The sequence below is a fragment of the Oceanimonas sp. MB9 genome, from assembly GCF_011319775.1.
In the GTDB taxonomy this organism is placed as follows: domain Bacteria; phylum Pseudomonadota; class Gammaproteobacteria; order Enterobacterales; family Aeromonadaceae; genus Oceanimonas; species Oceanimonas doudoroffii.
The window spans coordinates 519,310-545,836 of record NZ_VFBE01000009.1 but is presented as its reverse complement, the minus strand read 5'-3'; the positions used below and the strand labels follow the sequence as shown (position 1 = coordinate 545,836).

At 61.0% G+C, this 26,527-nt stretch carries 25 protein-coding genes and 1 pseudogene; 12 read left to right on the top strand and 14 right to left on the bottom strand.

Annotation, left to right across the window (positions count from 1 at the left end):
• Nucleotides 1–23 precede the first annotated feature (23 nt).
• Nucleotides 24–1,358 (top strand): MmgE/PrpD family protein, encoded by a 1,335-nt coding sequence (locus OJHNALOF_RS13905; protein ID WP_165662387.1) that lies wholly within the window; start codon nt 24–26, stop codon nt 1,356–1,358.
• Between the two features lie 40 nt (nt 1,359–1,398).
• Here OJHNALOF_RS13905 and OJHNALOF_RS13900 read toward each other — a convergent pair whose 3' ends face one another.
• Nucleotides 1,399–2,337, bottom strand: coding sequence for a LysR substrate-binding domain-containing protein (locus OJHNALOF_RS13900; protein ID WP_165662386.1), 939 nt, complete (start codon nt 2,335–2,337; stop codon nt 1,399–1,401).
• A gap of 180 nt (nt 2,338–2,517) precedes the next feature.
• On the opposite strand from OJHNALOF_RS13900, the gene OJHNALOF_RS13895 reads away from it, so the two are divergent.
• From OJHNALOF_RS13895 to OJHNALOF_RS13870, 6 genes are all read left to right on the top strand, one after another.
• On the top strand, nt 2,518–3,285 hold the full coding sequence (locus OJHNALOF_RS13895) for an SDR family NAD(P)-dependent oxidoreductase (RefSeq protein ID WP_165662385.1): 768 nt from the start codon (nt 2,518–2,520) through the stop codon (nt 3,283–3,285).
• 10 nt (nt 3,286–3,295) lie between these two features.
• Nucleotides 3,296–4,057 (top strand): SDR family NAD(P)-dependent oxidoreductase, encoded by a 762-nt coding sequence (locus OJHNALOF_RS13890; protein ID WP_206063715.1) that lies wholly within the window; start codon nt 3,296–3,298, stop codon nt 4,055–4,057.
• A gap of 219 nt (nt 4,058–4,276) precedes the next feature.
• Nucleotides 4,277–5,008, top strand: a complete 732-nt coding sequence (locus OJHNALOF_RS13885; RefSeq protein ID WP_165662384.1) for an AzlC family ABC transporter permease — start codon at nt 4,277–4,279, stop codon at nt 5,006–5,008.
• The gene (locus OJHNALOF_RS13880) at nt 5,001–5,330 is read left to right on the top strand and encodes an AzlD domain-containing protein (protein ID WP_165662383.1); all 330 of its coding nucleotides are present in this window, start codon (nt 5,001–5,003) and stop codon (nt 5,328–5,330) included. The genes OJHNALOF_RS13885 and OJHNALOF_RS13880 overlap by 8 nt, the downstream gene beginning before the upstream one ends.
• Nucleotides 5,331–5,494: 164 nt before the next feature.
• Nucleotides 5,495–7,144: a BCCT family transporter gene (locus OJHNALOF_RS13875; RefSeq protein WP_165662382.1), complete on the top strand. Its 1,650-nt coding sequence runs from the start codon at nt 5,495–5,497 to the stop codon at nt 7,142–7,144.
• A gap of 167 nt (nt 7,145–7,311) precedes the next feature.
• Nucleotides 7,312–8,313 (top strand): GlxA family transcriptional regulator, encoded by a 1,002-nt coding sequence (locus OJHNALOF_RS13870; protein ID WP_165662381.1) that lies wholly within the window; start codon nt 7,312–7,314, stop codon nt 8,311–8,313.
• 82 nt (nt 8,314–8,395) lie between these two features.
• Here the strand turns inward: OJHNALOF_RS13870 and OJHNALOF_RS13865 are convergent, their stop codons facing one another.
• From OJHNALOF_RS13865 to OJHNALOF_RS13855, 3 genes are all read right to left on the bottom strand, one after another.
• Nucleotides 8,396–9,064 carry an alpha/beta fold hydrolase gene (locus OJHNALOF_RS13865; protein WP_206063714.1) on the bottom strand — a complete coding sequence of 223 codons (669 nt, stop codon included), beginning with the start codon at nt 9,062–9,064 and terminating at the stop codon, nt 8,396–8,398.
• A 78-nt stretch (nt 9,065–9,142) separates the two neighbouring features.
• Nucleotides 9,143–9,451: an AzlD family protein gene (locus OJHNALOF_RS13860; protein WP_165662379.1), complete on the bottom strand. Its 309-nt coding sequence runs from the start codon at nt 9,449–9,451 to the stop codon at nt 9,143–9,145.
• The gene (locus OJHNALOF_RS13855) at nt 9,441–10,157 is read right to left on the bottom strand and encodes an AzlC family ABC transporter permease (protein ID WP_165662378.1); all 717 of its coding nucleotides are present in this window, start codon (nt 10,155–10,157) and stop codon (nt 9,441–9,443) included. Before OJHNALOF_RS13855 ends, OJHNALOF_RS13860 begins: the two co-directional genes overlap by 11 nt.
• Nucleotides 10,158–10,274: 117 nt before the next feature.
• Between OJHNALOF_RS13855 and OJHNALOF_RS13850 the strand changes: the two genes are divergently transcribed.
• From OJHNALOF_RS13850 to OJHNALOF_RS13840, 3 genes are all read left to right on the top strand, one after another.
• Nucleotides 10,275–11,141: a LysR family transcriptional regulator gene (locus tag OJHNALOF_RS13850; protein ID WP_094198978.1), complete on the top strand. Its 867-nt coding sequence runs from the start codon at nt 10,275–10,277 to the stop codon at nt 11,139–11,141.
• A gap of 247 nt (nt 11,142–11,388) precedes the next feature.
• Nucleotides 11,389–11,940: a cysteine hydrolase family protein gene (locus tag OJHNALOF_RS13845; protein WP_165662377.1), complete on the top strand. Its 552-nt coding sequence runs from the start codon at nt 11,389–11,391 to the stop codon at nt 11,938–11,940.
• A 107-nt stretch (nt 11,941–12,047) separates the two neighbouring features.
• Nucleotides 12,048–12,593 carry a TetR/AcrR family transcriptional regulator gene (locus OJHNALOF_RS13840; protein WP_165662376.1) on the top strand — a complete coding sequence of 182 codons (546 nt, stop codon included), beginning with the start codon at nt 12,048–12,050 and terminating at the stop codon, nt 12,591–12,593.
• A gap of 116 nt (nt 12,594–12,709) precedes the next feature.
• Here the strand turns inward: OJHNALOF_RS13840 and OJHNALOF_RS13835 are convergent, their stop codons facing one another.
• From OJHNALOF_RS13835 to OJHNALOF_RS13800, 9 genes and pseudogenes are all read right to left on the bottom strand, one after another.
• Nucleotides 12,710–13,813: a mandelate racemase/muconate lactonizing enzyme family protein gene (locus tag OJHNALOF_RS13835; protein ID WP_165662375.1), complete on the bottom strand. Its 1,104-nt coding sequence runs from the start codon at nt 13,811–13,813 to the stop codon at nt 12,710–12,712.
• 89 nt (nt 13,814–13,902) lie between these two features.
• Nucleotides 13,903–15,027 (bottom strand): mandelate racemase/muconate lactonizing enzyme family protein, encoded by a 1,125-nt coding sequence (locus OJHNALOF_RS13830; RefSeq protein WP_094198973.1) that lies wholly within the window; start codon nt 15,025–15,027, stop codon nt 13,903–13,905.
• Entirely contained in the window at nt 15,024–16,127 is a 1,104-nt protein-coding gene (locus tag OJHNALOF_RS13825; protein WP_206063713.1) for an alcohol dehydrogenase family protein, read from the bottom strand. Before OJHNALOF_RS13825 ends, OJHNALOF_RS13830 begins: the two co-directional genes overlap by 4 nt.
• Before the next feature lie 271 nt (nt 16,128–16,398).
• A complete protein-coding gene (locus OJHNALOF_RS13820) occupies nt 16,399–16,752 on the bottom strand; it encodes a cupin domain-containing protein (protein WP_094198972.1) in 354 nt (117 codons plus the stop codon).
• Entirely contained in the window at nt 16,749–18,065 is a 1,317-nt protein-coding gene (locus OJHNALOF_RS13815) for an FAD-binding oxidoreductase (protein WP_094198971.1), read from the bottom strand. The genes OJHNALOF_RS13820 and OJHNALOF_RS13815 overlap by 4 nt, the downstream gene beginning before the upstream one ends.
• Nucleotides 18,066–18,075: 10 nt before the next feature.
• Nucleotides 18,076–19,299 carry an NAD(P)/FAD-dependent oxidoreductase gene (locus tag OJHNALOF_RS13810; protein WP_240919759.1) on the bottom strand — a complete coding sequence of 408 codons (1,224 nt, stop codon included), beginning with the start codon at nt 19,297–19,299 and terminating at the stop codon, nt 18,076–18,078.
• Nucleotides 19,288–19,449, bottom strand: a pseudogene (locus tag OJHNALOF_RS17050) (rubredoxin); the annotation flags it as partial. The pseudogene OJHNALOF_RS17050 and the gene OJHNALOF_RS13810, both read right to left, overlap by 12 nt.
• 74 nt (nt 19,450–19,523) lie before the next feature.
• A complete protein-coding gene (locus OJHNALOF_RS13805) occupies nt 19,524–20,951 on the bottom strand; it encodes an aldehyde dehydrogenase family protein (RefSeq protein ID WP_094198969.1) in 1,428 nt (475 codons plus the stop codon).
• A 3-nt stretch (nt 20,952–20,954) separates the two neighbouring features.
• Nucleotides 20,955–22,142 (bottom strand): aromatic ring-hydroxylating dioxygenase subunit alpha, encoded by a 1,188-nt coding sequence (locus tag OJHNALOF_RS13800; RefSeq protein WP_165662374.1) that lies wholly within the window; start codon nt 22,140–22,142, stop codon nt 20,955–20,957.
• A gap of 321 nt (nt 22,143–22,463) precedes the next feature.
• On the opposite strand from OJHNALOF_RS13800, the gene OJHNALOF_RS13795 reads away from it, so the two are divergent.
• Nucleotides 22,464–24,170 (top strand): BCCT family transporter, encoded by a 1,707-nt coding sequence (locus tag OJHNALOF_RS13795; protein ID WP_094198967.1) that lies wholly within the window; start codon nt 22,464–22,466, stop codon nt 24,168–24,170.
• Between the two features lie 105 nt (nt 24,171–24,275).
• Here OJHNALOF_RS13795 and OJHNALOF_RS13790 read toward each other — a convergent pair whose 3' ends face one another.
• On the bottom strand, nt 24,276–25,187 hold the full coding sequence (locus OJHNALOF_RS13790; RefSeq protein ID WP_165662373.1) for a PhzF family phenazine biosynthesis protein: 912 nt from the start codon (nt 25,185–25,187) through the stop codon (nt 24,276–24,278).
• 88 nt (nt 25,188–25,275) lie between these two features.
• On the opposite strand from OJHNALOF_RS13790, the gene OJHNALOF_RS13785 reads away from it, so the two are divergent.
• Nucleotides 25,276–26,193, top strand: a complete 918-nt coding sequence (locus OJHNALOF_RS13785) for a LysR substrate-binding domain-containing protein (protein WP_165662372.1) — start codon at nt 25,276–25,278, stop codon at nt 26,191–26,193.
• Nucleotides 26,194–26,527 lie beyond the last annotated feature (334 nt).

Here is a 26,527-nt window from a genome sequence, read left to right as displayed (position 1 = left end):
CAACTCATACAAGGAGTGCCCTGATGTCGCTATATCGGTTTGTACAGGACATGACGCTGGCGGATGTGCCCGAGCATACCCGCTATCTGGTCAGCACGGCGTTGCTGGACATTCTGGGGGTGGCCGCCGGTGCCCGGCACAATCACACCTCCGGCTGTGTCAAAGACTATGCCCTCAGCCACTACCCGCCCGGGCCGCTGGCCAGCCGGTTGCTGTTTGACGGCCGGCCAGTGCATCCGCTGGGGGCGGCCTGGTTTGGCGGTTTCACCATCGACAGCCTGGATGCCCACGAAGGCCATTTCACCTCCAAGGGTCATGCCGGTGCCACCGTGGTGCCGGCCCTGCTGGCCCTGGCGGACGCCTGCCGCGATCAGGGCCGCACCGTCAGCGGCGCCGAGTTTCTCGCGGCGCTGACCATCGCCTATGAAACCGGCCTGCGTGCCGGGGTGGCACTGATGGACACCGCCAGTGAATATCATGCATCCGGCGCCTTTTCCGGCGTTGGCGTGGTATGCGGCGGCGCCCGCCTGCTGGGCCTGAGTGAAACGCAGTTTCGCCATGCCCTGGGCATTGCCGAATATTTCGGCCCTCGCTGCCCCATGATGCGACTGGTGGATTACCCGTCCATGCTGCGGGATGCCCATGGCGCCGGCGCCCATGCCGGACTGAACGCCTTGCTGATGGCCCAAGCGGGCATCACCGGTGCCCCGGCGGAGACCATCGAGCTGGAGCGGGTGCGACACTGTTGGCAGGATCTGGGAAGCCGCTGGGAAATCGACGCCCAGTATTTCAAGCCCTGGCCGGTGTGCCGCTGGGCCCAGCCCGCCCTCACCGCCGCCACCGCCCTGCTGGCCGAGCACCCGGCCATTCAACCCGAGGCCATCGAGCGGGTGGAAGTGCAGACCTTTCACGAGTCCATGCGGTTGCAGGGTCATGTGCCGGCCAACGCCGATGAGGCCCAGTATGGCCTGGCCTTTCCCCTCGCGGCTTTGCTCACCCGGGGCCAGGTGGGGCCGAACGAAGTGACCGGGGATGCCATTCACGCCGCCGACATCCTGGCGGTCAGCCGTCGCATCGACATTGTGGAAGCGGACGATCTGTCGGCGCGGTTTCCTCGGGAAATCCTGTCGCGAGTCAGCATACGGCTGAAGGACGGCCGCCAGTTTGACAGCCCCACCACGGCCGCCAAGGGAGATCCACAAAGCGCCATGACTCAGGATGAGCTCATGACCAAATTCACCCAGCTGGCCTCGGTCAACTTCAACCGAGCACGCCTTGACGCCATCATGGCGGAGGTGGATGGCCTGCCTCAGGCCGACAGTTGCAGTGCCCTGCTTGACCAGGTGCTGACGAGCTGACGCAACCTGCCGGGGCCGCCTTGTGGGCGGCCCCGATACGTCACTTGAGCGTTGCCCTCAGCGGCTGTGTCTGCTCCAGTATCCAGCTTCGCAACACCTGCATTTCCGGTGAACTAGCGCGCTCACGACGACACACAAAATAGTGTTTTCGCTCCCGCGCATCATAGCTTTCTGCCACCGGCCTCACCAGGCGGCCATCGTCCAGCTGCTGCTGCACCAGGTGCCGCCAGGCCAGACCCACCCCCACCTCCTGATGCACGGCGTCCAGCAACATGGAAAAGTGGCTGAAATTCATTTCCTTGCGCTGACTGGCCATTTCAATGCCAAACGGCGCCAACCAGGAGCTCCAGTCGACCGGGGCCCACAAGGGCGCTTTCCAGTGCGTGGCACTGAGGTTAAGCAGGGGCACATTCAGCAAGCCATCCAGGGTGGTGATGGCGGGGTGCTGCTCAAGAAAACCGGGAGTGCAAACCGGAAAGATCTCCTCGGAGAACAGGTACTCGGCCACATACTGCGAATGCTCCTCGAGGCCCAGCATGACGGCAGCGTCAAACCCTTCGCGGTAGCTGGGGTTGCCTTCCCCACTGATCAGGTGCAATTGCAGATCCGGATATTGGTGATTCAGGGCTTTGAATCTGGGCATGAACCACAACTGGGCAAAGGCCGTGGTCGTTACCAGGGAGAGATACCCCTGGCTGTGGCTACGGAGCAGATCCCGTGACGCCGTGGCCAGGTGATGCAGGGCAAAGGATGCCGCCTGCTGTAACGCCTGGCCTTCCTCGCTCAGCTCCACGGAGCGATTGCCTCGAATAAACAGCTTGAAACCATACCAGGACTCCAGCGCCTGCACCTGGCGGCTCACCGCCGCCTGAGTCACGCAAAGCTCATCGGCCGCCGCCTTGAAACTGCGGTGGCGGGCGGCCGCTTCAAAGGTGCGCACGGCATTCAGCGGCGGAAGTTGCAGTCTGGTGCTTTTCATTCCCTGAGTCACATCCATTCCTCGATTAACAACAACTCATTCTGCCACAGGGTTTCATGATAATTCACGGCCCTTTCAATTAACCAAAGGTTAATTGAAAGGGCCCGAAAACTCGTTTGTTCAAACAATGGGAATCGCCGACCATCGATTCGAGCCAACCCTTATCGAGGTAACCGAAATATGCGATTCAATCACCAAGTCGTTGTGATCACCGGTGGTGCCGGCGGCGTCGGTCATACCCTGGTCAGGCTGTTCGCCCGCGAAGGGGCACGCCTGATGATTACCGATATCAACGAGTCCGGTTGTCAGGCCGCCGCCGACGAAGCGCGCCAGCTTGGCGCCGAGGCCGAATACCTGGCCGGTAACCTGCGTGAAAAAGCCCATTGCGAAGCCGTGATCGCCCGCGCAGCCGAGCGTTTTGGTGGCGTCGATATTCTGCTTAACAATGCCGGTATCATTCCCCGAGGCACCATAGAAGAAACCAGTGACGACATGTGGTTCACAGCCATGGACGTGAATCTCAACGCCGTTTTCTTTCTCTGCCGGGCCGCCATTCCCCATATGAAGCAACGGGGTGGCGGAGCCATCGTCAATACCTCCTCGGTATGGGGAACCTACCCGGGGCCAGCCCATGTCGCCTATTGCACCAGCAAGGGCGCCGTGGCGGCGCTGACCCGCAACCTTGGCCGAGACTGCGCACCGCTGGGCATTCGAGTGAATGCCGTTTGCCCTCATGAAATCAACACGCCCATGATTCGCAGCGGCTTTGAACGCCGTGGCCTGGATCCGGACAAGGCCGTTGAAGCGCTGAACAAGACAGTGCCCCTGGGTCGCATCGCCGAGCCGGAGGATATAGCCGATGTCATTGCCTTTCTGGCGTCGGATCAGGCCCGCTATATCGCCGGCGAATGTGTGGAAGTGACCGGCGCCAAGCCGGTATCAGGTTAAGGGGGAACAAATGATGACACTAGACAACAAGGTCGCCGTCGTGACCGGCGGTGGTCGAGGCATCGGCCGCGGCATTACCAACAAGCTGCTGGCCGCCGGTGCTCGCGTGCTGATTGCCCAGCGTCAGCCCCTCGACGACGAGCTCGGTGGCAATCCGAATGTCGCCTGGCTGAAAGCCGATCTTGCCGCACGCGAAGCCCCCTCGGCCATCGCCCAGGCGGTGGAAGCCCGCTTTGGCGGCGCCGATATTCTGGTCAACAACGCCGGCTTCATGTTTGAACGCCACCTCGACGACCTGCTCGAGGATGACTGGGATCGCATGATGGCCGTCAACATGCGCGCTCCCGTGTTTCTCACCAAGGCACTGTTGCCCCAGATGCGTCGCCGTGGCGGCGGCAGCATCATCAATATCGGCTCCATTGAAGGCATTGGTGCCAACCCCTGCCATGCCGCCTATTGTGGCTCCAAGGCCGGCGTTCACGGTTTTACCCGGGCCCTGGCGGTTGACCTGGGCAAGGACGGCATTCGCTGCAATGCCATCGCACCGGGCTGGATCAACTCCGAGCTGAGCCATGGCTATATCAATGCCCAGCCAAATCCGGCCGAGGCGAGGCGGGCACTGAACGCCATGCACCCGGTCGGGCGCACCGGCGAGCCGGACGACATTGGCGGCGCCGTGGTATTTCTGGCTTCTGAAGCCGCGATCTTTATTACCGGCCAAATCATGGTGATTGACGGCGGCCGGACCGCCAAATTGCCCCTGCCTTTTTAAGGTGCCTTCACTCAGATATAAAAAATACTGCGATTAACGGCAGGCAATTAGATAAGACCGGTGTTCCCCGAAACTGAAATAACGACCGGGGAACCCGGGCGCATCATATTCATAACCAAAACTTATTCAAATTAATAAGATTATATCGATTGACTCCATTCCCCTTGCCCCCTAGCCTCGTCTTTTTGGGGGAATGGCGGCTAAACAGGAGCAATGACCATGGCGTCCACCGGACCGGAGAGTCCCGGCAACCGATTTTATTTTTTTGCCGGCATCAAGGAGCTGCTGCCCATGGTGCCCGGCGTGCTCCCTTTTGGCCTGATCGCCGGAGCCAATGGCACCAGCCTGGGCTTTAGCCCCGAGCTGACCCTGGGCATGACCCTGCTGTTTTTTGCCGGCTCGGCCCAGCTTGCCGCCTATCAGCTCATTCAGGATCAGGCCCTGCCCGCGATCATCGTGTTTACCGCCCTGATGGTGAACATACGTTTTCTTATCTACAGTGCGGCCTTTGCCCCCCTGCTGCACGACATGAAAACGCGCCATAAATGGCCGCTGGCCTACCTGCTGAGCGATCAGGCCTATGGCCTGTGCGCCTCGCGCTTTTCCCCCCAGGATAATGGCCGTGAAAAGCTCTATTACTATATCGGCGCCGCCCTGGCCTTGTGGGTGAGCTGGGTCGGGTCGGTTGGCCTTGGCCTGCTGGTGGGAGAGCAAATACCGGCGGAGTGGTCACTGGAGTTCGCCATTCCCCTCGCCTTTCTCGCCATGCTGGTGGCCAATATTCGTGACCGGGCTGCACTGATCACGGCAATCTGCTCGGCCATGCTGGCGATCGGCCTGAGCCGGCTGCCCTATAACCTGGGCTTTATTGCCGCCATTATCGGCGGTACCGCCCTGGGCCTGATGGCCGGCAACCTGTTTGTGCGAAAACGGAGCGCCTTCGATGAGTGAAATCACCCTGTGGGCCATTTTTATTGCGGTTGGTATTGGCACCTTTCTGATTCGCCTGTCGTTTATTCAATTGCACGGCAAGGGCATGATACGGCTGGACAGCTACAAGAAGGCCCTGCACCTGCTTGCCCCCGCCGTGCTGGCGGCACTGTCGATTCCGGCCATCGTGCAGCAGAATAAATCACCTGACATCATGGCCAACCTGCCGGCACTGGCTGCTGCCCTGGTCACCGCCGTCCTGGCCTGGCGCTTTCGCGGCGTGTTCTGGCCGCTGTGTCTTGGTATGGTCACCTTCTGGTGCCTGAAATACCTTAACCTGTAATCGGCAAGGGCGCGCAGGCGCCCTCATTCATTACCAAAACTCACCGAAATCGATAAAATTATATCGATTGAGCCGCTTCCTCACGCGCCCTACCCTGTTTCTCATTGTTAATGACCGGTTAGCTGCCGGTTAATCCATATCATGAGCAACGCAAGGGAGACATTATGCGTGCCACATCCGGGCTATTAAAGGGACTGAACCCGACCGTTACCATCGCCTCCAAAATACTGGTGATCGGCTTTGTTCTGTTCTGCGCCATTCTGGCCAACCAGGCCGGCCAGTATTTCGAAACCATTTCCGGCGTACTGCTGCAAAACGTCAAATGGCTTTATTTGGGACTGGTGTCTTTGATGGTTGGTTTTTTGCTGTACCTGATGATCAGCCGTTATGGGCATATTCGCCTGGGCAAGGACGATGAAAAGCCGGAATTCAGTTACCTGTCCTGGGTGTCGATGCTGTTCTCGGGAGGCATGGGCATTGGCCTGATCTTCTGGTCGGTGGCCGAGCCCATGTGGCTTTATGCCGATAACCCCTTTACCGCCGGCCTGAGCGACGAGTCGGCCAGCATGGCCATGCAGCTGGCCTTTTTTCACTGGGGTCTGCACCCCTGGTCGGTGTTCATCATCGTCGCCCTGGCGCTGGCCTATTTTTCCTACCGCAAGGGCCTGCCCTTTACCCTCAGATCCATTCTTTATCCGCTGATCGGCGACCGTATCTACGGCCCCATCGGCCATGCGGTAGACATTGTCGCCGTGGCCATTACCGCCTTTGGCATTTCCCAGTCACTGGGCATGGGCGTCATTCAGATAAACTCCGGCCTGAACCAGGTATTTGGCGTCAGCATCGGCTTTGGCGTGCAGTTGCTGATCATCGTGGTGCTGTGCACCTGCGCCGTAGCCTCGGTGCTGTCGGGAGTGGGCCGGGGCATTCGCCGGTTGTCCGAGTGGAACATGCTGCTGTCGCTGGCACTGGTGCTGGTGGTGCTTTATGTCGGCCCCACCCGTTACCTGCTGAATACCCTGCTGGAAAGCACCGGTAACTATGCCCAGAACATTGTCGGCATGAGCCTGTGGAGCGATGCCCAGGGTGACTCCGGTTGGCAGAACTCCTGGACCGCCTACTACTGGCCCTGGTGGATGCTGTGGGCGCCCTTTGTGGGCATGTTTGTGGCCCGCATTTCCAAAGGCCGCACCATTCGCGAGCTGATCGGCGGCGCGCTGATCGTGCCCACCCTGATCACCTTTCTGTGGATTTCGGTGTTCGGTGGGGCGGCGCTGAAAGTGGAGCAGGATGCCCGCATTGCCCATGAACAACAGGCGATGGTGCTGGCCGAGTCGGGTCTGGAGCCCCAGGACGTCTTTGCCGGTGGCCCGGTGCTGACCGCCACCAAAACCGACACCACACTGGCGCTGTTCACCCTGTTTGACAACCTCGACACCGGCTCCCTGGGCAAGCTGCTGAGCATTCTGGCCTGTGTGCTGCTGGGAACTTACTTTATTACCTCGGCCGACTCCGGCACCCTGGTGCTCTGCACCCTGGACTCTGCCGGCGCCAGCGAGCCCCCCACCTCCATTCGCGTGCTCTGGGGTGTGCTGATCGCCGCCATTGCCGCCATGCTGCTCTATGCCGGTGGGCTGAAGGCGATGCAGGCCGCCTCCATTATCGCCGGTTTTCCCATCGCCATTTTTATCGCCATCATGAGCCTGACCCTGTTCCACAGCCTGCGCCGCGAGCCCGCGCCCTGGTCCATGCTGCCGGATCATGTGCGCCCCGAGCCCACACGGCTGGAAGGCTCGCTGTCCAGGGAGCAGTAATCAGACAAGGAGAAAGCCTAAACCCGGTGCCATTGACCTGAAAGCAGACTTTGAATACGTTCAGGTCAATGTGCGATTTACGGACCCGGTCATGTTGCTAATTCCTGTTGCCCTGCTCCCCCTTGAAGCCTTCGGCCATAGCCGGCGGGTTCGAATGGAAGCACACCATGCGTGATCTCAGGCTTATCGAGATAGGCATTATTCTCTATTCAAATGCGCAGCAGTCGGCGGTGCTGGGGCTGACCGATTTGTTTGACGTGGCCAATCGCATCGCCGTCGGCCACGGGCAAGGCGACACACCGCTGTTGCGCATCAGTCACTGGCTGGCAAATACCGAAACCACCGCGCCCGAACGCACCTTTGACAGTTGCCCTCACGCCTCCCCTGGCACCCTGGCGGCCTTGATCCTGCCCCCCAGCCTGAGTGCTCCCATGACTGAACAGGCCGCGGCGCCCCTGGCGCGCTGGCTGCGGGAGCGCCATGGCGAAGGCGTGATCCTCGGCTCGGTATGCGCCGGCGCCTTTGTGCTGGCGGCCACCGGCCTGATGGCACATCGCCGCATGACCACCCACTGGACCCACGCCGAGAGCCTGCAGCAGCGTTTTCCCTCGGTGCGGGTCGATGCCGATAAACTGATTATTGATGACGGCGACATCATTACCGCCGGCGGCCTGATGTCCTGGACCGATCTGGGCCTGCGCCTGGTGGATCGCCTGCTCGGGCCCACCGTGATGCTGGAAACGGCCCGCATGCTGCTGGTTGACCCGCCCGGTCGTGAACAGCGTTACTACAGCGTGTTTTCCCCCCGCCTCACCCATGGCGATGCCGCCGTGCTCAAGCTGCAACACTGGCTGCAGGCCACCGGCGCCAGAGACATGGCACTGGCACGCCTGGCCGAGCAGGCCGGACTGGAGCAACGCACCCTGTTGCGCCGCTTTCAAAAGGCCACCGGCATGACCACCACAGAATATTGTCAGCGGCTGCGGGTGGGCCGGGCACGGGAGCTGCTGCAATTTGGCGGCGCCACCATAGAGCGGGTGGCCTGGGAAGTGGGCTATGGCGATACCGGTGCCTTTCGCAAGGTATTTACTCGCTTGGTGGGCCTGTCACCGGGCGAATATCGCCGCCGTTTTGGCTCTCATGTCAGTGCGGAGCATCACACCAGGTAATGCAATGCCTTGCACCACACACAGGCCGCCCATCAAACGCCCTGGCAGCCAATACCGAGTATTGAGGGGCAATGGCCGAGGGCTATAGCGGCCCTCGACGCTGCGAGTTCAGCCAGCGAAGCACCGTGGCAGCCAGCTCATCAGGCTGTTCCAGGGGTATCATATGACCACTGTCATAACACACCTGAAGGGACGCATCGGGAATGGCATCAACCAGCTCGTCGGCTTCTTCAAGGGAGCGCAGGGAATCGTTTGCGCTGGCAATGACCAGGGTTGGGCAGCGCAGGCTTGCCGCAGGAACATCCGCCCTGCGTAGTGCCGATTGCGTCACCAGGGCCTCATAGCCCAGCCGGCTTCCCATTTTTCTGATGCGGGAAACCAGGCCCGTATCGGAAGCGCGATCTGGATGCAGCGACCTGGCAATGGTTCCTGCGCTCAGCCCGGTGAAGGTGTGCTCAGACAAGGCTTGTATGGCACGCTGTTTTGACTTCATTTGCTGCGTCGTATCCTCGCGCAGCGAGCTGGCGATGAGAATGAGCGCTTCCACCCGTTCCGGATAATCTGCCGCCAGTTGCCGGGCGATGTAGCCGCCCAATGAAAAGCCCACCAGCACCACACGGGAAGGCAGTGATGCCGCCATTCGCCCTGCTATTTCACCAATGGTCCGCCCGCCATTTAGAGATGGCGTATGCACCGACCATGTTTCGGGAAGATGGCCTTTAAATTCATTCCACAGGGTTTCATCCAGCATAAACCCCGGGATCAGCGCAACGGCGCATGACGACATTTCCACCCCCCTCCATTCAACGAGCCATCAGTATCAAGCGAACTAAAAATACCGCATCACGGCGGCGGCTACCATGCCGCCGGCTATGGCCGGCAAGGGCTTTTTCAACAGCAGCATGATGACCGCCGTGGTCAGCAAGGCCACTCGGGCGGCGTTATCCCCCGTTACCGCCATGGGCGCCAGCAGCGCCACCAGCACAGAGCCCGACATGGCCTGAATAAACCGCTTTACCCGATAATTGATGGGCACGAACGACATCAGGTAAACGCCGCCCCAGCGGGTTGCCAAGGCCACCAATGCCATGATGAGTACGATAGCCAGGGTCCCTGTTCCGGTGGTTTCAATGTTCATGGTCGTGCGTTCCCCATACGGTGCCAATCACTCCCCCGGCCAGGGCGCCCACAAGCACATGGCTGTTGTCCGGCAAGTACCAATAGGCCAGCAAGGATGACAGGGCCGCCACCAACCAGATGATCAGCATGCGCGGGCTTTTTTCTCCACCAACGGCCATGGCCAGCAGGAAGCATCCCATCACCATGTCCAGCCCCAGCCTTTCGGGGTGACTGATGGCATTGCCAAAATAGACGCCAAGCCAAGTGCCGGACACCCAGAAGAACCACAGGGCCAGGCCACCGCCCAGTAACAGGCCAAACCCCGGCCTGCCGCCACTGAATGCCCGCATGGACATGGCCCAGTTGGCGTCGGAGGCAAGCAGCATCACGCCATAGCGTTTTGCCGGGGTCAGCCGGCATAGCCAGGGATAAAGCGTGGCCCCCATCAGCAGGTGCCGGGCATTGATGGCAAGGGCCGTCATCAGCATGGCAAAGAGCGGGATCTGTGCACCCCACTGCTCCAACAGTGCGAACTGGGCATAACCAGAGAAGGCCAGGGCACTCATGGCAATGATCGATGTGTCACTCAGGCCTTTTTGCTTTGCGGCCAGGCCAAAGGCCGCACCAAAGACGGTAACAAACACGGAAATGGGCGCCAGTTGCCGAAAACCGGACCAGATCAGGGAGCCGTCGAGTTGATATAACCCGGTATTGGCGGTTGTCATTTGCTAAACCTCACAGTGCTGTTTCTTACTCCGCTACTGTGCAGTTGGCATAATCTTTATAAAAGCGAATAATTCAAAAAAAAACCATTCGATAACCTAATAAAGAGCCTCGACAACATGACCTATCAAGACCTGCAGATGGACTGGCTCAAATGCTTTGTTGCCGTGGTGGATGCCGGCTCGCTCTCCGCCGCGGCGCCACAAGTACACCGCTCCCAGTCTGCGGTCAGCATGCAGCTTAAAAAGCTGGAGGCCGCGCTGGAATGCCAGCTGCTGTTGCGGGGGCCGCGCCAGCATCAACTGACGCCGGAAGGCCAAACGCTACTGGGGTATGCCCGCCGCATGCTCGATCTGCATGCCGAGACCCAGGCGGCATTTCATGGCAAGGAGCTCACTGGCCGCATTCGCCTCGGGGTACCGGATGACTATGCCGCCACCTATCTGACTCCGGCGCTCAAACGGTTCGCGCCCTATCACGGCAAGGTGGAAATCGAGCTGAACTGCGAGCAATCGACCTCCCTTATTCCTCGTATTGAACGTGGAGATCTGGATCTGGCACTGGTTTCCCGGGACTCCAGAAAGGGCGCCTTTCTGTTTTACGAGCCCATGGTATGGGTTGGATCCCCGCAATTTGAAGTCTGGCGGCGGGATCCCTTGCCCATTGCCGTGTATGAAAGCACCAGTCTCGCCAAGCACAATGCCATTAACACCCTGGCGTTGCAGGGGCGCCGATACCGGGTGGTGTACAACAGCTCCAGCCTGGCCGGGCAAATTGCCGCCGTTGAAAGCGGGCTGGCCATTGCCGTGCTGACCCAGTGCAGTGTGCCCGCCCACCTTGAAATTCTGGGCAGTGATCACGGTCTGGGCCCCCTGGCCCCCATGGAAGTGACCGTGATCAGAAGTCAGGCTTCCAAAGGTGCAGAAGCGGTAGACAGGCTCTATGAGGTACTGGTTAAAACCCTTCGCATTTCAGGCGCCTCATAGAGCAGGCTCAACTTAAACATGCGCAGGGCGCCTTCCTGGCAGATCGTGAATTCGGCTGACCACACCTTTGAATGCAGCGCGGCGACCATGATCAAGAAAGACACCCCTGCACGGCGCCCATTCGGGCATGTGCTGGCGTGCGGCCGGCTCTTTGTCGTTATCACCCTCAAGGTTGTCGTCAGCGACACTGTTCACCTTGTTCCCCGGCGAGCACAATGTCACCTCCAACCAATGAGGAGACAGCACCATGAAACAACGCGGACTGATCGTGATCGACCTTCAAAACGAATATCTGCCCACCGGCAAGCTGCCCCTGAGCGGCATTGAGGCGGCGGTAGCCAATGCCGTCAGGGTCATTGCCGATGCCCGCGAGCAGGGCATACCGGTGTTTCATATTCGGCATGAGTTCTCCGGCAGCGAGGCTCCGTTTTTCGTGCCGGGCACCGACGGCGTCAACATCATGCCCGCCGTGGCACCGGCCGATAACGAGCCGGTTATCGTCAAGAACCATGTCAACTCGTTCCGCGAGACGGATCTCAAGCAGCGGCTGGATGCACAGGGTGTGGAAGAGGTCGTCATTATCGGTGCCATGAGCCATATGTGTGTGGATGCGGGAGTACGCGCGGCGGCCGACATGGGCTACCCGGTCACCGTGCTGCACGACGCCTGTGCCACCCTGGATCTCACCTATGGCGGCGTGACCGCCCCGGCCGCCCAGGTGCACGCCGCCATGATGGCTGCGTTTGAGTTTGGCTATGCCAGCGTTATCTCAACCGACGACTACCTGGCCAGAGCCTGAGTCACCGCGGGCAAGCCGATGCCTGCCCCGGGGGGCATAAGCCCCCCATTGCAAACCGGCAAAACCAAACATAAGATAGGTATAACGACTGCTATACAGAGATACCTATGAGCAAGCGGGACGATATTCTGAATACGGCCGAGCGGCTGTTTTACCGGCAAGGCTTTCACGGTACCGGCATCGATCAAATCGTCCGGGAAGCCGGGGTCACGCCGCGTACCCTGTATCGCCACTTTCCCTCCAAGGAGCAGCTGGTTATCGCCGTGCTGCAACAGCGTGAAACCCGCTTTCTCTCCCGGCTCACCCGCTCCGCCGATGACGCCAGGGACGATTGCCTGGCCATCTTTGATGAACTGGAGCAGTGGTTTGCGCAGGAAGGAGAAAAAGGCTGCCTGTTTCTGCGCGCGCTGGGCGAATACAGCCACAAGGACACCACCATTACCGAGCTGGCGCTGACCCACAAACGGCGGGAGCTGGAGTGCCTTTGCCGGCAACTCGATGACGACACCCCGGAGCGGCTGCGTGACCGGGCGGAAAGCCTGATGCTGATCCTGGAAGGCGCCGTCTCCCGTGCGCCCGTTATCGGCGGGGCCGCCGCCGCGCAGCAGGCCCGGCAACTCGCCGCCCGGTTGCTGGCCGGGCACAGCGGGTAAAGGAACACTCCCCCTTTTCGAGGGCATGGAAACGCAGCCATAAATGGGGGTTAAGTGGCCACCGGGCTTATCAAACAAACCCTGCACACCCCTGGTGTACAGGGCCTGGTTCATGTTCAGTACGACGCTACCGGCGCACCAAAGAGGGCTTCGTCGGGCAGGACGCCCAAACCCGGCCCCTGGGGCCGCTTGATGTAACCACCTTCAATACGGATTCCGTTTTCCGGATCGTAGTGGCCGGCGTTATAGGGCTCGGCCAGCCAGACTCCTTCAAGCAATTCCGGGGCAACCGTAGCACCTATATGGGTACAGGCGGCGGCAATGATGTCTCCCCCCCAGGAGTCGTCGCAGGTGTGCGGCAGGTTGCGTGCGGCGCAGATATCGCGGAACGCCCGCATGGGGTGCAGCCCGCCAATCCGGGTGACCTTCATGCCGAAGCCGTCGACCAGCCCGGTGCCGGCGGCGGTAATCGCCGTATTCAGGTTGACGCCATTTTCATCCATGTAGATACCATGACTCACCTGCGGCCGGATCTTTTGCAAATCCTCAATGGTGTTGCAGGGCTGCTCCATGATAAAGGGAATATGCAGACATTCCCGGCTGAGCCGCAGCGCATCCCGGGTGGTCAGGCTGCGATTGCCATCCGCCGCCAGCCGCATGCCCGAGCCGCGGATCACTTCCCACACCTTGTGCAGGGTTTCGATGTCTTCCTCGACCGCCCGGCCGCCCACCTTGACCTGCAGCCGTGGGTACCCTTCAGCCCGTTTTTCCGCCGCTATCCGGGCGGTTTCGTCCGGCGCGCCGATAACGGTGGAGTAGTAGGAAGGCACGCTGTCCGTGACCGCGCCCCCCAGCAGGTCGGACACACTGACGCCGAGGTGCTTGCCCAGAAGGTCATGGGCGGCAATGTCGATGGCGGCCTTGGCATAGTTGTGGCCCGTGAGCAACGCATCCATGCGCCGGTGCAGCGGTACCGGCAACACCTCGGTGCCAAGAAGACCTGTCGCCATGACGCTGAGTGCCGCCACGGCGCCGTCGGCATGAGATTCCGCGTAGGTGGGGCCGACCGGGCAGGTCTCGCCCCAGCCAATCAGGCCGTTATCGGCCACCAGCTTGACCAGGGTGGTGGACAGGGACCAGACATCGGCCAGCGCCAGCTTGTAGGGGCCATTCATCACCGGTAATTCGTGCCGGTAAATGTGGATTTCGGTAATTTTCATGGGATCTTCTCCGTCATCATGGGAACGGGCGGGTTTATGCCGTCATGTTTCCTCGCCCGAATCATTCCTTTATCAACACGCTGCCTTGCTCAGTCTCCCCACACCTGCAGGGGCTGTCCCAGCACGTTTTGATACACGCGAATGCCAAGACCGGGGCTGTTTGGCACCAGCACGCCGCCATCGATGATGGGGGCATCGAAGTCCGCCGTGGTGATAGCGACCATGTCTCTGGTGTCCAGAATGCAGCGCAGGTGGCGCTCCGGCACCGTCGCCCCCAGGTGAGCAATGGCCGCAAAGGCAATGGTGGAGCCCACGGTTTCCTGCACGCTCATGGTCAGCCCGGCCGCCACGCCAATGTCCCGGTGGCGGCGGCCCCGGGTCAGGCCGCCGGCCTTGGAGATTTTCAGGCCAAAGCCGTCGGCCAGATCCTCGCTCACCGCCAGCACCAGATCTTCGTCCTGCTGAACCATCTCATCGAGGAATATGGGTACTTCACAACGCCGGCGCAGAGACTTGGTCTCGCGCCAGGTTTTGCAGGGCGCCTCCAGCACAAAGTCGAGGCCCTCGGGCAACAGCCGCAACACCCGCAGGGCCAGCTCCGGAGTCAGGCCGCCATTGGCATCCACAATAAAGAACTCGCCCGGTTTCTGATCCGCCAGGCTGGCCTTGATGCGTTCCGCATCCAGCACCGGGCCGCCTTCGCTGTCGAGGGCGCCAATCTTGATGGAGTGCCCCAGATAACCCAGCTCACGATGGCGCGCCACATTGGCCCGCATCGCCTCCGGCGCTTCGGCATGAATGGAGGAGATCACCGGCAGCCGTTTACCGGTTGAGCCGCCCAGCAGCTCGCATACCGGTAGCCCCACCGACTTGCCAAAAAGATCCCAGCAGGCCAGATCAATCGCGGACTTGGCATGGTTATGCCCCACCAGGGCATGGTCCATGGCGTCATAAATGCGATCCACCTGGCGAGGATCCCTGCCCAGCAGGTGCGGGGCTATCTCGGCAATGCCGGCCCGAGCGCCAAGGGCATGAGACGCAATATAGGTCGAGCCGAACGGCGTGCTCTCCCCCCATCCCTCCAGCCCGGTATCGGTGAGGATGCGCACCATGGTGGCGTCAAAACTGCGGTATTCCCGTCCGCCCGACAGGTGATACACGCCACCGGCGTAGGGCAGATCCACCTGATACAGCTCAATGCGCGTTATTTTCATTGTTCCACCTGCGGAATGGTGAGCACCAGTTTGCCCATGTGCTGCTTGCTGATGAAGGCTTCCTGAGCCTGGGCTATCTCGTGTAACGGGAAGGTTTTGGCCACCTGGGGGCGAATCTCACCGGCTTCGATATAGGCAATCAGGTTGGCGAACACCTCGTCTTTCTGAAAGGTGCAGCCCGCTAGGGTCAGATCCTTCAGGTAGAGGGTGCGCAGGTCTATTTCGGCAATGGGGCCGGCAATGGCACCGGCAATGGCGTAACGCCCACCCCGGCGCAACAATTCCAGGAACACCGGCCATTGCTCGCCGCCCACCAGATCCACCACGGCATCCAGCGCGCCCTTGCCAAGCTCGGCAATAAGGTCGGCATTGCGATCAATCACCCGATCGGCGCCACAGGCCAGCACCTCATCCGCCTTGGCGGCAGAGCACAGGGCGATCACGGTGGCGCCCCGGCGCTTGGCCAGTTGCACCGCCGCCGAGCCCACCCCGCCCGAGGCGCCGGTTATCAGCACCGTCTCGGCACCTAGGCCAATGCGGTGCAGCATGTTTTCGGCGGTGGAATAGGCACAGGGAATGGACGCCAGCTCTTCGTCCGACCAGTCACAGGCCACGCGATGGGTCTCGCGGGCCGGCGCCACGGCAAACTGGGCAAAACTGCCGTTGCACTCGCTGCCCAAGGTCCAGCACTCATAAGGGCGGTAATCCACATAGCTGCGCAGCATGTTGCGCACCAGCACCCGCTCACCAATGCGGGCAGGGTCAACGTCGCTGCCCACGGCCACAATATGGCCACAGCAGTCCGCCCCCTGAATCAGCGGAAAGGTCAGGGCCCTGCCGGACCAGGACGCATCGTCATCGTTCACGTCGTCAAATCCGGTGGCGCCCCCCACATTGGTGGCCTGATCAACCGATTTTGAATACCAGCCCAGCCGGGTATTGATGTCGGTGTTGTTAATGCCGGCGGCCGCAACCTGGATCAGCACCTCATTGGGGCCGGGCTGAGGCACGGCCACATCGGTGCGGTATTCCAGCTGGTCGAGGCCACCATGGCCCTTGAGCAGAACGGCATGCATGGTGTGCGGAATGGAAAGGGTCATTATCAGTTTCTCCTGATCGGGTACTTGAACGGTGTGCCTGAATGCAACGGGCGGGCTGCCGGTTGCTCGTCCTTGCTGCTGTCGATAACGCCACAAGGGTATAGTGAACGTTATACCTACATTATGGCGATCATGGGTCCGGTGCAATGGCAAAAAAATGCATTTGTGCGTTGTTTGATCGAGTGCACATTTGCGGTGAAACCAGGAGTACCAGACACAAAAAAGCCGGCCCCGAGGCCGGCAAAGGTAGTGCTTGGAGACGTATCAAATATCAGGCCAGGCCGTGCAGCTCTTTCCAGTTACCCGGGTGCACCACATAACCAAACAGGGCATGCCCGCCATATATCAATTCGGTGCCTTCCGGAATCCACAGCATCTGGCCGGGGCGCACCTCGTGCTTTTTGCCGTTGGCTGTGAGCTCAAAGCAGCCTTCGATCACAAACACCACCTCATCGTACAGTACGGTCCAGGCCACTTCGGCCCCTTCCCAGCGGGCAAAGCCCACGCCGATGTTCGGCGACACTTCCGGGCTCAGGGCCCGGGCCACGTACGCCATGCCCGGCGAGTCGCCCCGCACGGTAAAGTCCAGCTCCTTGCTGTCAATCAGTTTTACTTCTTTGGTCACAGTTCACTCCTGCTCTGCCATTTGGCGAGGCGAATACGGCTTTTCACACCCAGCCCCAGGAAAGGCTCGGGCGGGTTCAGGCTGGGCATGCCGGTTACCTGGCGAATGTCGCGCAGCGCCTGGGTGTCCGCGCCCACCGCCATCTCGGCCAGCAGGGTGCCGGAAATGGTGCCCCAGGCCGCGCCCACGCCATTGTCGCAGGCACTGGCATACACACCGTCTTCAAGCTCACCAAAGAAATTGGTGAAGTTGCGGGAAATGGCATACACGCCACCCCAGGTATGGGTAAAGGGCACCTCGGCAAGCTCAGGGTAACGGTCCAGAAACGCCTTGCGGTGATCGGCGCGAATTTTACTGCGCATACCCTCACTCACACTGGCGCCATATTTGGGCACGTGCTTGTAGCTGTTGCGAATGAGAATGCGCCGGTCGGCGGTCATGCGCAGGGTGGTGCCGGCATGATCCGCCGGGGTCAGGCCCCAGTTCAGCTCACCGCCGTAACGGGTCAGCTCGTCGTCGGTCAGCGGCCGGGTCCAGCTGGCAAAGGTCATCACCGGCAACAGCCGGTTTTTCAGGTAACCGAACTCCCGAGTAAAGATGCTGGCACCCAGCAGCAGGGTCGGCGCCTGAATCTCGCCCTCGTCGCCCTGCAGCCGCCACAGGCCACCTTCACGGCGCAGCGAGCGAATGGGCGACTGCTCCAGCAGCTCCACGTTCTCGGGCAGGTGCTCGGCCATGCCGCGCACCAGGGCTGCCGGCTGCATCAGGTAGCAACCGGGAGTGAAAATGGCCTGGCGATAGAAGCCGGTGCCCAGCACTCGGCCCAGCTCGGCCTTGTCCACCCAGTGGTAGGGCTCGCCCAGATCCTTCATCAGGTGCTCGAAATGCTCGAGAAAGGCAATGCCGCGCTCGCCCACCGCGCCCTGATACTTGCCTACGGCGGACCACTGGCAGTCAATGCCGTGGCGCTCCACCAGCCCCTGCAGCTGGGCAATGGCGGCCCGGTTCAGGCCCAGCAATTTCTGCTTGTGCACCGGATCCGGGTGCTCCAGGGCGAACTTGTGAGGCAGGTCAATCACAAAGCCGGAGTTGCGCCCGGAAGCGCCTTCCGCCACCCGCTGGGCATCCACCAGCACAATGCGGGCGTCGGGCTTGAGCTCGGCCAGCCGGCGGGCCGCGGCCAGGCCGGCAAAGCCCGCCCCCAGCACCGCATAATCGGCTTTCTGGCTGCCCTTGAGCCGGGTGGCGGGCGCCGCCGGGGGCAGCGCCTGATACCAGCCGCAGCTGTTGTCGTCGTTTGGTAAGGCAATCATGATCTGTTCCTCAGGCCACGTTTCGTGCCGGATTAAGTTGTTCCAGCCACTGGCTGCGCTGACTTTGCAGCTCGCGGCCCAGCAGCGCAAAGCCGTTCAGGCTGCCGTCGGATCCGTAAAAACCGGCGGCCAGCTCCTCGCCGTGGGCTTCTACCCGCCATTCGCCGGGGCCTACCGCCGGCTGTACCGACAGCGGCAGCACCGGGGTTTTCACCAGCACCGGCGAATCCTTGAGGCTGGCCTGGGTGGGCCGGCCCAGCAGGGTGTCCACCAGGGCGGGAATGGCCTGGTTAATGGGGGCAATATAGGGCGCCCACTGCCCGGCCACCTCGGCACAATCGCCCAGGGCGAAGATGGCGGGGTCGCTGGTGGCATGGGCCAGGTCGACGCTGATGCCCCGGCCGGTGGCCAGCCCCGCGGCCTGGGCCAGGCCGGTGTTGGGGCGCAGGCCCACGGCGCTCAGCACCAGATCCGTGGTCAGCTCGTCGCCGCTCTGCAGCTGCAGGCGATAACCCTCGCCCTCGGCGTCGATGCGGGCAATGCTGTTCTGCAGCGCCCATTCCACGCCCAGGCCGCTCAGGGCCCGCTGCAGCGCCTCGCCCAGGGGCTGCGGGATCAATCGCTCCATCGGCCACTGACCCAGGCCCACCACGGTTACGCCCATGCCCTGGGCCGCCAGATCGTTGGCGAACTCACAGCCGATCAGGCCATCACCGAGAATGGTGACGTGCCGCTTGCCGGCCAGCCGCTCGCGAAAACGGCGGTAGTCCAGCAGATCGTTCACGCTTACCATGGCGCTTTGCTCGCCGGCCACGGGGATCTCGATGGGCGAAGCACCGGTGGCCAGCACCAGGCGACCATAGGGGTATTCGCCAATGCTGGTGTGCAGCCGTTTGTTTTCCCGGTCGATTTTTTCGACTCGAGTATGAGGGTAAACCCGCACGCCCAGGCGTTGCTCCCAGGCCAGAGCGGTTTCACTGACCAGGCCGTCGCCGTCCTTGCCCAGTGCCAGGGCATTGGACAGCGCCGGCTTGCTGTAAAGGGCGCCGTCGTCGGCGGTGAACAGGGTAATGGGCAGTTCGGGAGAGCGGGCGCGCAGCGCCGCCGCCAGCTGATAGCCGCCATGGCCGGTGCCGATGATCACCACCGGTTCCAGCACGGGTGCGGCCGCCGGCGTTTCAGCTTCGGCCACCGCCGCCACCGGGGCGGGCGCGTCGTCGGTGATTTCGATCATTTCGAAATCCGCCTTGCCCACCAGGCAATCGGGGCACAGCCAGTCGTCCGGCACATCTTCCCAACGGGTGCCCGGGGCAATGCCGTCCGACGGCCAGCCCTTGGCTTCGTCATAAATCAGTCCGCAGATGATGCATAACCACTTTTTCATTGTTCTCTCCCCCACTACCCTGTTACTGCCTTGCTTCAGGCCGGTGTACATCACCGGCCCTTTTTCTGGTTGTGTCAGCCCCGGCGCAGGCGAATGCCGATGTTACGGGTCTGCACATAGCTGTAGATGGCTTCCTGGCCCTTCTCGCGACCAAAGCCCGACAGCCCTACCCCACCAAAGGGGGTTTCAATGCCGCCGGCAAACCATTCGTTGATAAACACCTGGCCGCCGCGCAGCCGGTTGGCCACCCGCAGGGTCTGGCTCAGGCCTTCGCCGAACACGCCGGCCACCAGGCCGAAGTCGGTGCCGTTGGCCAGAGCCACGGCCTCGTCTTCGTCATCGAAGGGCATCAGCACCAGCACGGGGCCAAACACTTCTTCCCGGGCAATGCTCATGTCGGCGGTGGCCTCGATCACGGTGGGCGCCACAAAGTAGCCGGACAGGTCCGGCGCCTTGCCGCCGGTGAGCACGGTGGCCCCCTCGTTGCGGGCCTGCTCGATCATCGCCAGCACCTGCTTTTGCTGCCCTTCGGACACCACCGGAGTGAGATCCGGGTTGCCTTCGCCCTGACCGATGCTCAGGCCCTCGGCCAGGGCCACCACGGCGGCCTTGACCTCGTCGTAACGGCTGCGGTGCACCAGCAGGCGGGACATGGCCGAGCATACCTGGCCGGCGTTGAAGAAAATGCCGACCTTGACGCTGGCCAGCAGGGTGTCGAGATCCACGTCCGCCAGGGCGATGGCCGCGGACTTGCCGCCCAGCTCCATCACCGAGGGGGTGGCGCGCTCGGCCGCATCCCGCAGAATGCGCTGGCCGGTGGGCACCGAGCCGGTGAACACGATCTGGTTGGTGTCGGCGTGCTGCACCAGGTGGCTGCCCACCTCGGAGCCCTTGCCGCACAGCAGGTTAACCGCGCCCTGAGGGAAACCGGCCTGTTCCACCGCCTTGACCAGCAGGGTCATGGCCAGGGGCGAGATTTCCGGTGACTTGATCACCACGGCGTTGCCGGCGGCCAGCGCCGGTGCCAGGGAACGGGCACAGATGGACACCGGAAAGTTCCAGGGCACAATCTGCACCGACACGCCGAAGGGCACGTACTGGGTGAAGTCCACATAGTCCTTGCCCAGGGGCACCGAGATGCCCTCAATCTTGTCGGCCATACCGGCGTAATATTCAAAGTAACGGGCCGCCTCGATAAATTCGTCGCGGGCGTCGTTCAGACTCTTGCCGTTTTCCCGGCAGGCCACCAGGGCGCCTTCGTCGGCGATGGCGCGAATGGCCTCGGCGGCCTTCAGCATCCAGGTGGTGCGCTGGGCCGGGCGCACGTCGCTCAGGGCGCCGCTGTTCACGCAGCGGCGGGCGGCGGCCATGGCCTGGTCGGCGTCTTCAATGCCGGCCTGGGCGATGGTGGCATAGGGCTCACCGGTGCCCGGGTTCATCACGGTGATCTGGCGGTCGGCGTTCAGCCACTGGCCGTCGATGTAGTTCAGGTAATGTTGCATTGTTCAGTCCTCCAGGGCGGCTTTGGTCTGGGTGGCGAGCCATTTCTGGAAGAAATGGGTGGGCAGATCCATCTCGGGCGAGAACACACCACCGCCAAAACCGGGGGAGTGACGGCCTTTTTGCATGCCTTCCACGGCGCCGATGTCTTCGCCGAACACCACGCGCCAGGATTCCAGGGTGGCGGTGCGGCAGGCGGCGTATTCGTCACGGGTGGCTTCGTCGCCCACGTAGTAGAGGCGCAGCCGCTCGATGGTTTTTTCCGCGTGAATGGGGTCAATCATCATGGCAAAGGCATGATCCGCCTGAATGCCCAGCAGCACGTTGGGGAACAGCGCAATATATTCGGCATGGCGCAGCTTGTCCTGGGGCCAGCTCGGGAACATGGGCAGGTGAGTGCCGGCGGTGCCAGACAGGTCATACTTGTAGCTGCCCTGGCCCGCAAAGCGCTCTTCAAACATGATGTTGTAGTGATCTTCCAGCTTGGAATAGGTGTTCAGGGCCGGGTGCACCCAGGGCAGATGGTAGGCTTCGCAGTAGTTTTCCACGGTCAGCTTCCAGTTGCTCGCCACTTCAATTTCCAGGTGGCCGCCCATGTTGGCCCGGCGCAGCAGGCCGAGGCCGTCGTTGCCCAGGAACTCGCTCCAGCGGGCTTCCAGCGGGGCGATATGCTCTTCAAAGGAAGGGGCGTCGCCGGACAGGTTAACAAATACCATGTCCATCCAGATGGCGGAGCGCAGCGGCTTGAGGCCGTGCTTTTCGCACTTGAAACGGTCGTCCTTGTGCTTGGCAATGCCGCCAATGTGCGGGGTGCCCTTGAGGTTGCCGTTCAGATCATAGGTCCAGGAGTGGTAGGGGCAGCGGATCATGCCCTGCACTTCGCCGGCTTCCTGCACCAGCTGCATGCCGCGGTGGCTGCAAACGTTGTGGAATACCTGCACTTCGCCGTCTTTGTTACGCATCATCAGCAGCGGCAGGTTCATAAAGCTGACCGGCATGACGTAGCCGTTCTTGATAAGGTCGGACGCAAAGCCGATGCAGGCCCAGGTTTTGCCAATGACCTTGTCACGCTCAAAGGCGAAATATTCCTGGCTGATATAGGCGGTGTTGGGCATGCCACTGGCTTCCACAATCGGGTTCAGTACGCTGTCTACCTGCTGCACAGGAATAATGTTCTGGCTGACGTTGCTCATGTTGCTTTCTCCACAGTAACGCAGTGTTCTGCGTGGTTCCTTGTTGTTGGCCCTCAGTGAGTGCCGATGGGGTGGATTTTGGTTAACAAGGTGGCAACAAACAAACGACTTTTTGGCCGGGTGTGGATGAGCTTTTGTCATCCATAAAAAATGTGATTCAAATGTAACCGTTGATTTTGCGCCAGCCCCGTCATGGCTGCCGCATGAGCTGTTATCACTCGTGGATGAGAAAAAATAACTTGAGTGCGCGTTGCGCTATCCCTAACCTCACGCCGTTAACAACTGATTAACCAATAAGCGTATTACGCAGAGGGAGGAGTTATGCGTGCTACATCCGGGATCCTGAAGGGACTCAATCCAACGGTGACCATCGCCTCCAAGGTGCTGGTTATCGGCTTTGTACTGTTTTGTGCCATTATGGCCAACCAGGCCGGTCAGTATTTTGAAACCGTGTCGGGCGCCCTGTTACAAAACATGAAATGGTTTTACCTGCTGGTGGTCAGCCTGGTCACCGGCCTGTTGCTGTATCTGATGATCAGCCGCTTCGGCCACATTCGCCTGGGCAAGGACGATGAAAAGCCCGAGTTCAGCTACCTGTCGTGGATTGCCATGCTGTTCTCGGGCAGCATGGGCATTGGCCTGGTGTTCTGGTCGGTGGCCGAGCCCATGTGGCACTATGCCAGCAACCCCTTTTCGGAAGGGCTCACCAACGAGTCGGCCCGCGTGTCGATGTGGCTCACCTTCTTTCACTGGGGCCTGCACCCCTGGTCGATCTTTCTGATCGTGGCCCTGGCGCTGACCTATTTCTCCTACCGCAAGGGCCTGCCGCTGACCCTGCGCTCCATTCTTTACCCGCTGATCGGGGATCGCATTTATGGCCCCATCGGCCACGCGGTCGACATTCTTACCGTGGCCATCACCGCCTTTGGCATTTCCCAGACCTTAGGCATGGGGGTTATTCAGATTAACTCCGGCCTGAATCAGGTGTTTGGCACCAGCATCGGCTTTGGCGTGCAGCTGCTGATCATCGTGGTGCTGTGCACCTGCGCCGTGGCCTCGGTGCTGTCGGGGGTGGGCCGGGGCATTCGCCGGCTGTCGGAGTGGAACATGGTGCTGTCGGTGCTCATGGTGCTGGTGGTGCTCTACATCGGCCCTACCCGCTATATTCTGCACTCCTTCCTGGAAGGCGTGGGCGACTACAGCAGCCAGGTGGTGGGCATGAGCTTCTGGAGCGACGCCCAGAATGACTCCGGCTGGCAGAACTGGTGGACCGCCTACTACTGGCCCTGGTGGATGACCTGGGCCCCCTTTGTGGGCATGTTTGTGGCGCGCATTTCCAAGGGCCGTACCATTCGCGAGCTGATTGGCGGCGCCCTGATCGTGCCCACCCTGATGACCTTTCTGTGGATGGCCGCCTTTGGTGGCTCGGCGCTCAAGATTGAGCAGGAAGCCCGGGTGGCCTATGAGCAACAGGCGGTAGCCCTGGCCGAAGCCGGAGAGCCGGCCCAGGAACCCTTTGCCGGCGGCCCCATTCTGGAAGCCACCAAGAAGGACACCACCCTGGCGCTGTTCACCCTGTTTGACGAGCTGGACGCAGGGGCCATGGGCAGCCTGCTGAGCGTGCTGGCCTGTTTGCTGCTGGGCACCTATTTCATTACCTCGGCCGACTCCGGCACCCTGATCCTCTGTACCCTGGACTCACTGGGTAACCCGGAGCCGCCGACGCCAATACGGATTTTGTGGGGCATCATGATCGCGGCCATTGCCGGGGTGCTGCTTTACGCCGGCGGCCTGAAGGCAATGCAAACCGCCTCCATTATTGCCGGCTTCCCCATTTCCATCTTTATTGCGGTGATGAGCCTGACCCTGCTGCACAGCATTCGCCGCGAGCCCAAGCCCTGGGCCATGGTGCCGGATAACGTGCGCCCGGCTCCGGCCAAGCTGGACGGTTCGGTGCAACCCCTGGAGGAGCAAGGCACCAACGCCTCCCCGGCGGTGAACTGGAACAACCCCATAGTGGGCAAGTAAGCAGCCTGACCACTGACGTTAACAACAAAAACCGGCATGGTGACATGCCGGTTTTTTTGTTCGTTGTTCAGGCCGAACAAGGCGCATTTGCCGCCATGCTGCCGTTCAATCCCGCACCAGGCTGACGGTGCGTTCCTCCATCAGCTTGCCATGTCCTCCGGCCATCAGGCTCGTGATTTTGCCCGCGTTCAGGCTGAGCTCAACATGAATGACACTGGGTGATGCTGGCAGCATGTACTCGCCCTGACGAATCTCAAACACCTGTTTGTTCATGTTAACGACATCATGGAGGTAACACGCCAACGGCCCCGCCGCCATGCCGGTTGCCGACTCTTCCTCAATGGCAAACCGGGGCGCAAACATGCGCGTAGTGGCGTCGGCCGTGTGCTGCCGGGTTTCTGTGGTAAACACATAAAAACCAATGACGTCCAGCTTATCGCTGATCGCCGTGATTTTCGCAAAATCCGGAGCCAGGTGTGCCAGCGTCTGCGCGCCATTCACCGCCACAATCACAAAGCGGTTTCCGGTATTGACCACGGCAATGGGCAGGCCCTGAGCCAGCTTGTCTGCGGACAGGTTCAGGGCTTCCAGCACATCCTTCTGCGCCACGCCCTGCTCGGTCCAGTCTGAGGAAAACGCATAGCGAGGAGCCAGTTGCTCCATGTAGGCCGCGCCCTCCTTGATGACCACCTTACGCGGCCCGTCTACGGTCTCCTTGCTGGTTTCCCCCTCGCCCAGCACCCCTTGCGCGGCCAGATACGAAAAGGTGGCAATGGTCGCGTGCCCGCAGTGGGCAATACGGCGATTGGGCGTGAAAAAGTCGAGCTTGAACCCTTCCGTTTGAGACGTGGAGACAAAGGCGGTTTCCGACAGACCAACCCCCTTGGCGATCGCCTGCATCTGCTGTGCTGAATACCGGTCGGCATTCAGTACCACGCCGGCCGGGTTGCCCCCGTGCCCCTCGGCAACAAAGCCATTCACGACTTTCACATCGACCTTTTGATGATTGGCATTCATGAGCTTTACTTCCTGCTTTGACTATCCATACCCTTAAAATAGGGCTTGATGGCTAGCATCAACACTCATATAGACATGAGGCTGATTCATGAATAATACGGACAATCCCCTCCTTAACCGCCTCACCCAGGCCGCTCCCCTGCTGGCGGTGATCGGCAAAGAGCTGAGTTTTACCAAGGCGGCAGAGATCCTGGGAATTCAGCAGTCGGCGGTCAGCCACCGGGTACGCTCTCTGGAGGAGGCGTTGGGTTTACGTTTGTTTGACAGAACGACGCGCCGGCTCAGCCCCACCCCCGCCGGCCGAATTGTGTGCGAGGCGGCCGCCCAGGCCGTTGCTATATGGCCTCAGGCTCTTGCGCGGTTAAGTCGGCTACACACTGGTTCTCATGTTCAGCTGAGTGTCGCGTCGTCTTTGGCCATGAAATGGCTGATCCCCCTGCTCAACCGAAGCGCCGAATACGGTGTTGAAGTGGCGATTAATGTGCAGGATGAACTCAGCAGTTTTGACCATGACACCATTGATGCGGCGATCCGTTTTGGCACCGGGCCCTACCCGGGGTTGCATGCCGTGCATTTATGTCATGCGCAGCTGCAGCCGGTGGTTAGCCCGCACCTGACCAAACACCATGGATCATTGGCCTGGCTGGCCAGTAGAGAATTGCCGTTACTCTCGGACCGGCGTGGCGAGCAGGATAGCACCGACTTTAGCTGGCACCATTACTTTGCCCAGCAGGGCATGACGGCGCCCGCAACATCGGAACAACATCGGTTTGACCGCGCCGATCTGATGCTGCAGGCGGCCATTAATGGCATGGGGATTGGTCTGGGGCGAACCCTGCTGATTGAACAGGATCTCGACAGCGGCTTTTTGCGCAAAATTGGTCCTGCGCTAGCACTCAAGTCCAGTTACTGGCTGGTGTGCAAACCTGGCTTTGCCCAAACCGAGCGTCACGCCCATCTCCGCCGCTGGCTAACAGCGCAGGTGAAACAAAAACCGGCACGGTGACATGCCGGTTTTTTGTTGAGCACCGTCGCTCCCGCGCAGGTGGGAGCCCAGGGCAGAAGTGCACGGTATTAGAGCAAGACACCGTCTGTGAAATGGATTCCCGCCTGCGCGGGAATGACAAGTAATAACGTGGAATAACTCCACCCCGTCGCTCCCGCGCAGGCGGAAGTCCAGGGCAGACGTGCATGGTATTAAAGCAAGACACCGTCTGAGAAATGGATTCCCGCCTGCACGGGCATGACAAGTAATAACGTGGAATAACCCTCCCCGTCGCTCCCGCGAAGGCGGGAGCCCAGAGCAGACGTGCACGGTATTAAAGCAAGACACCATCTGA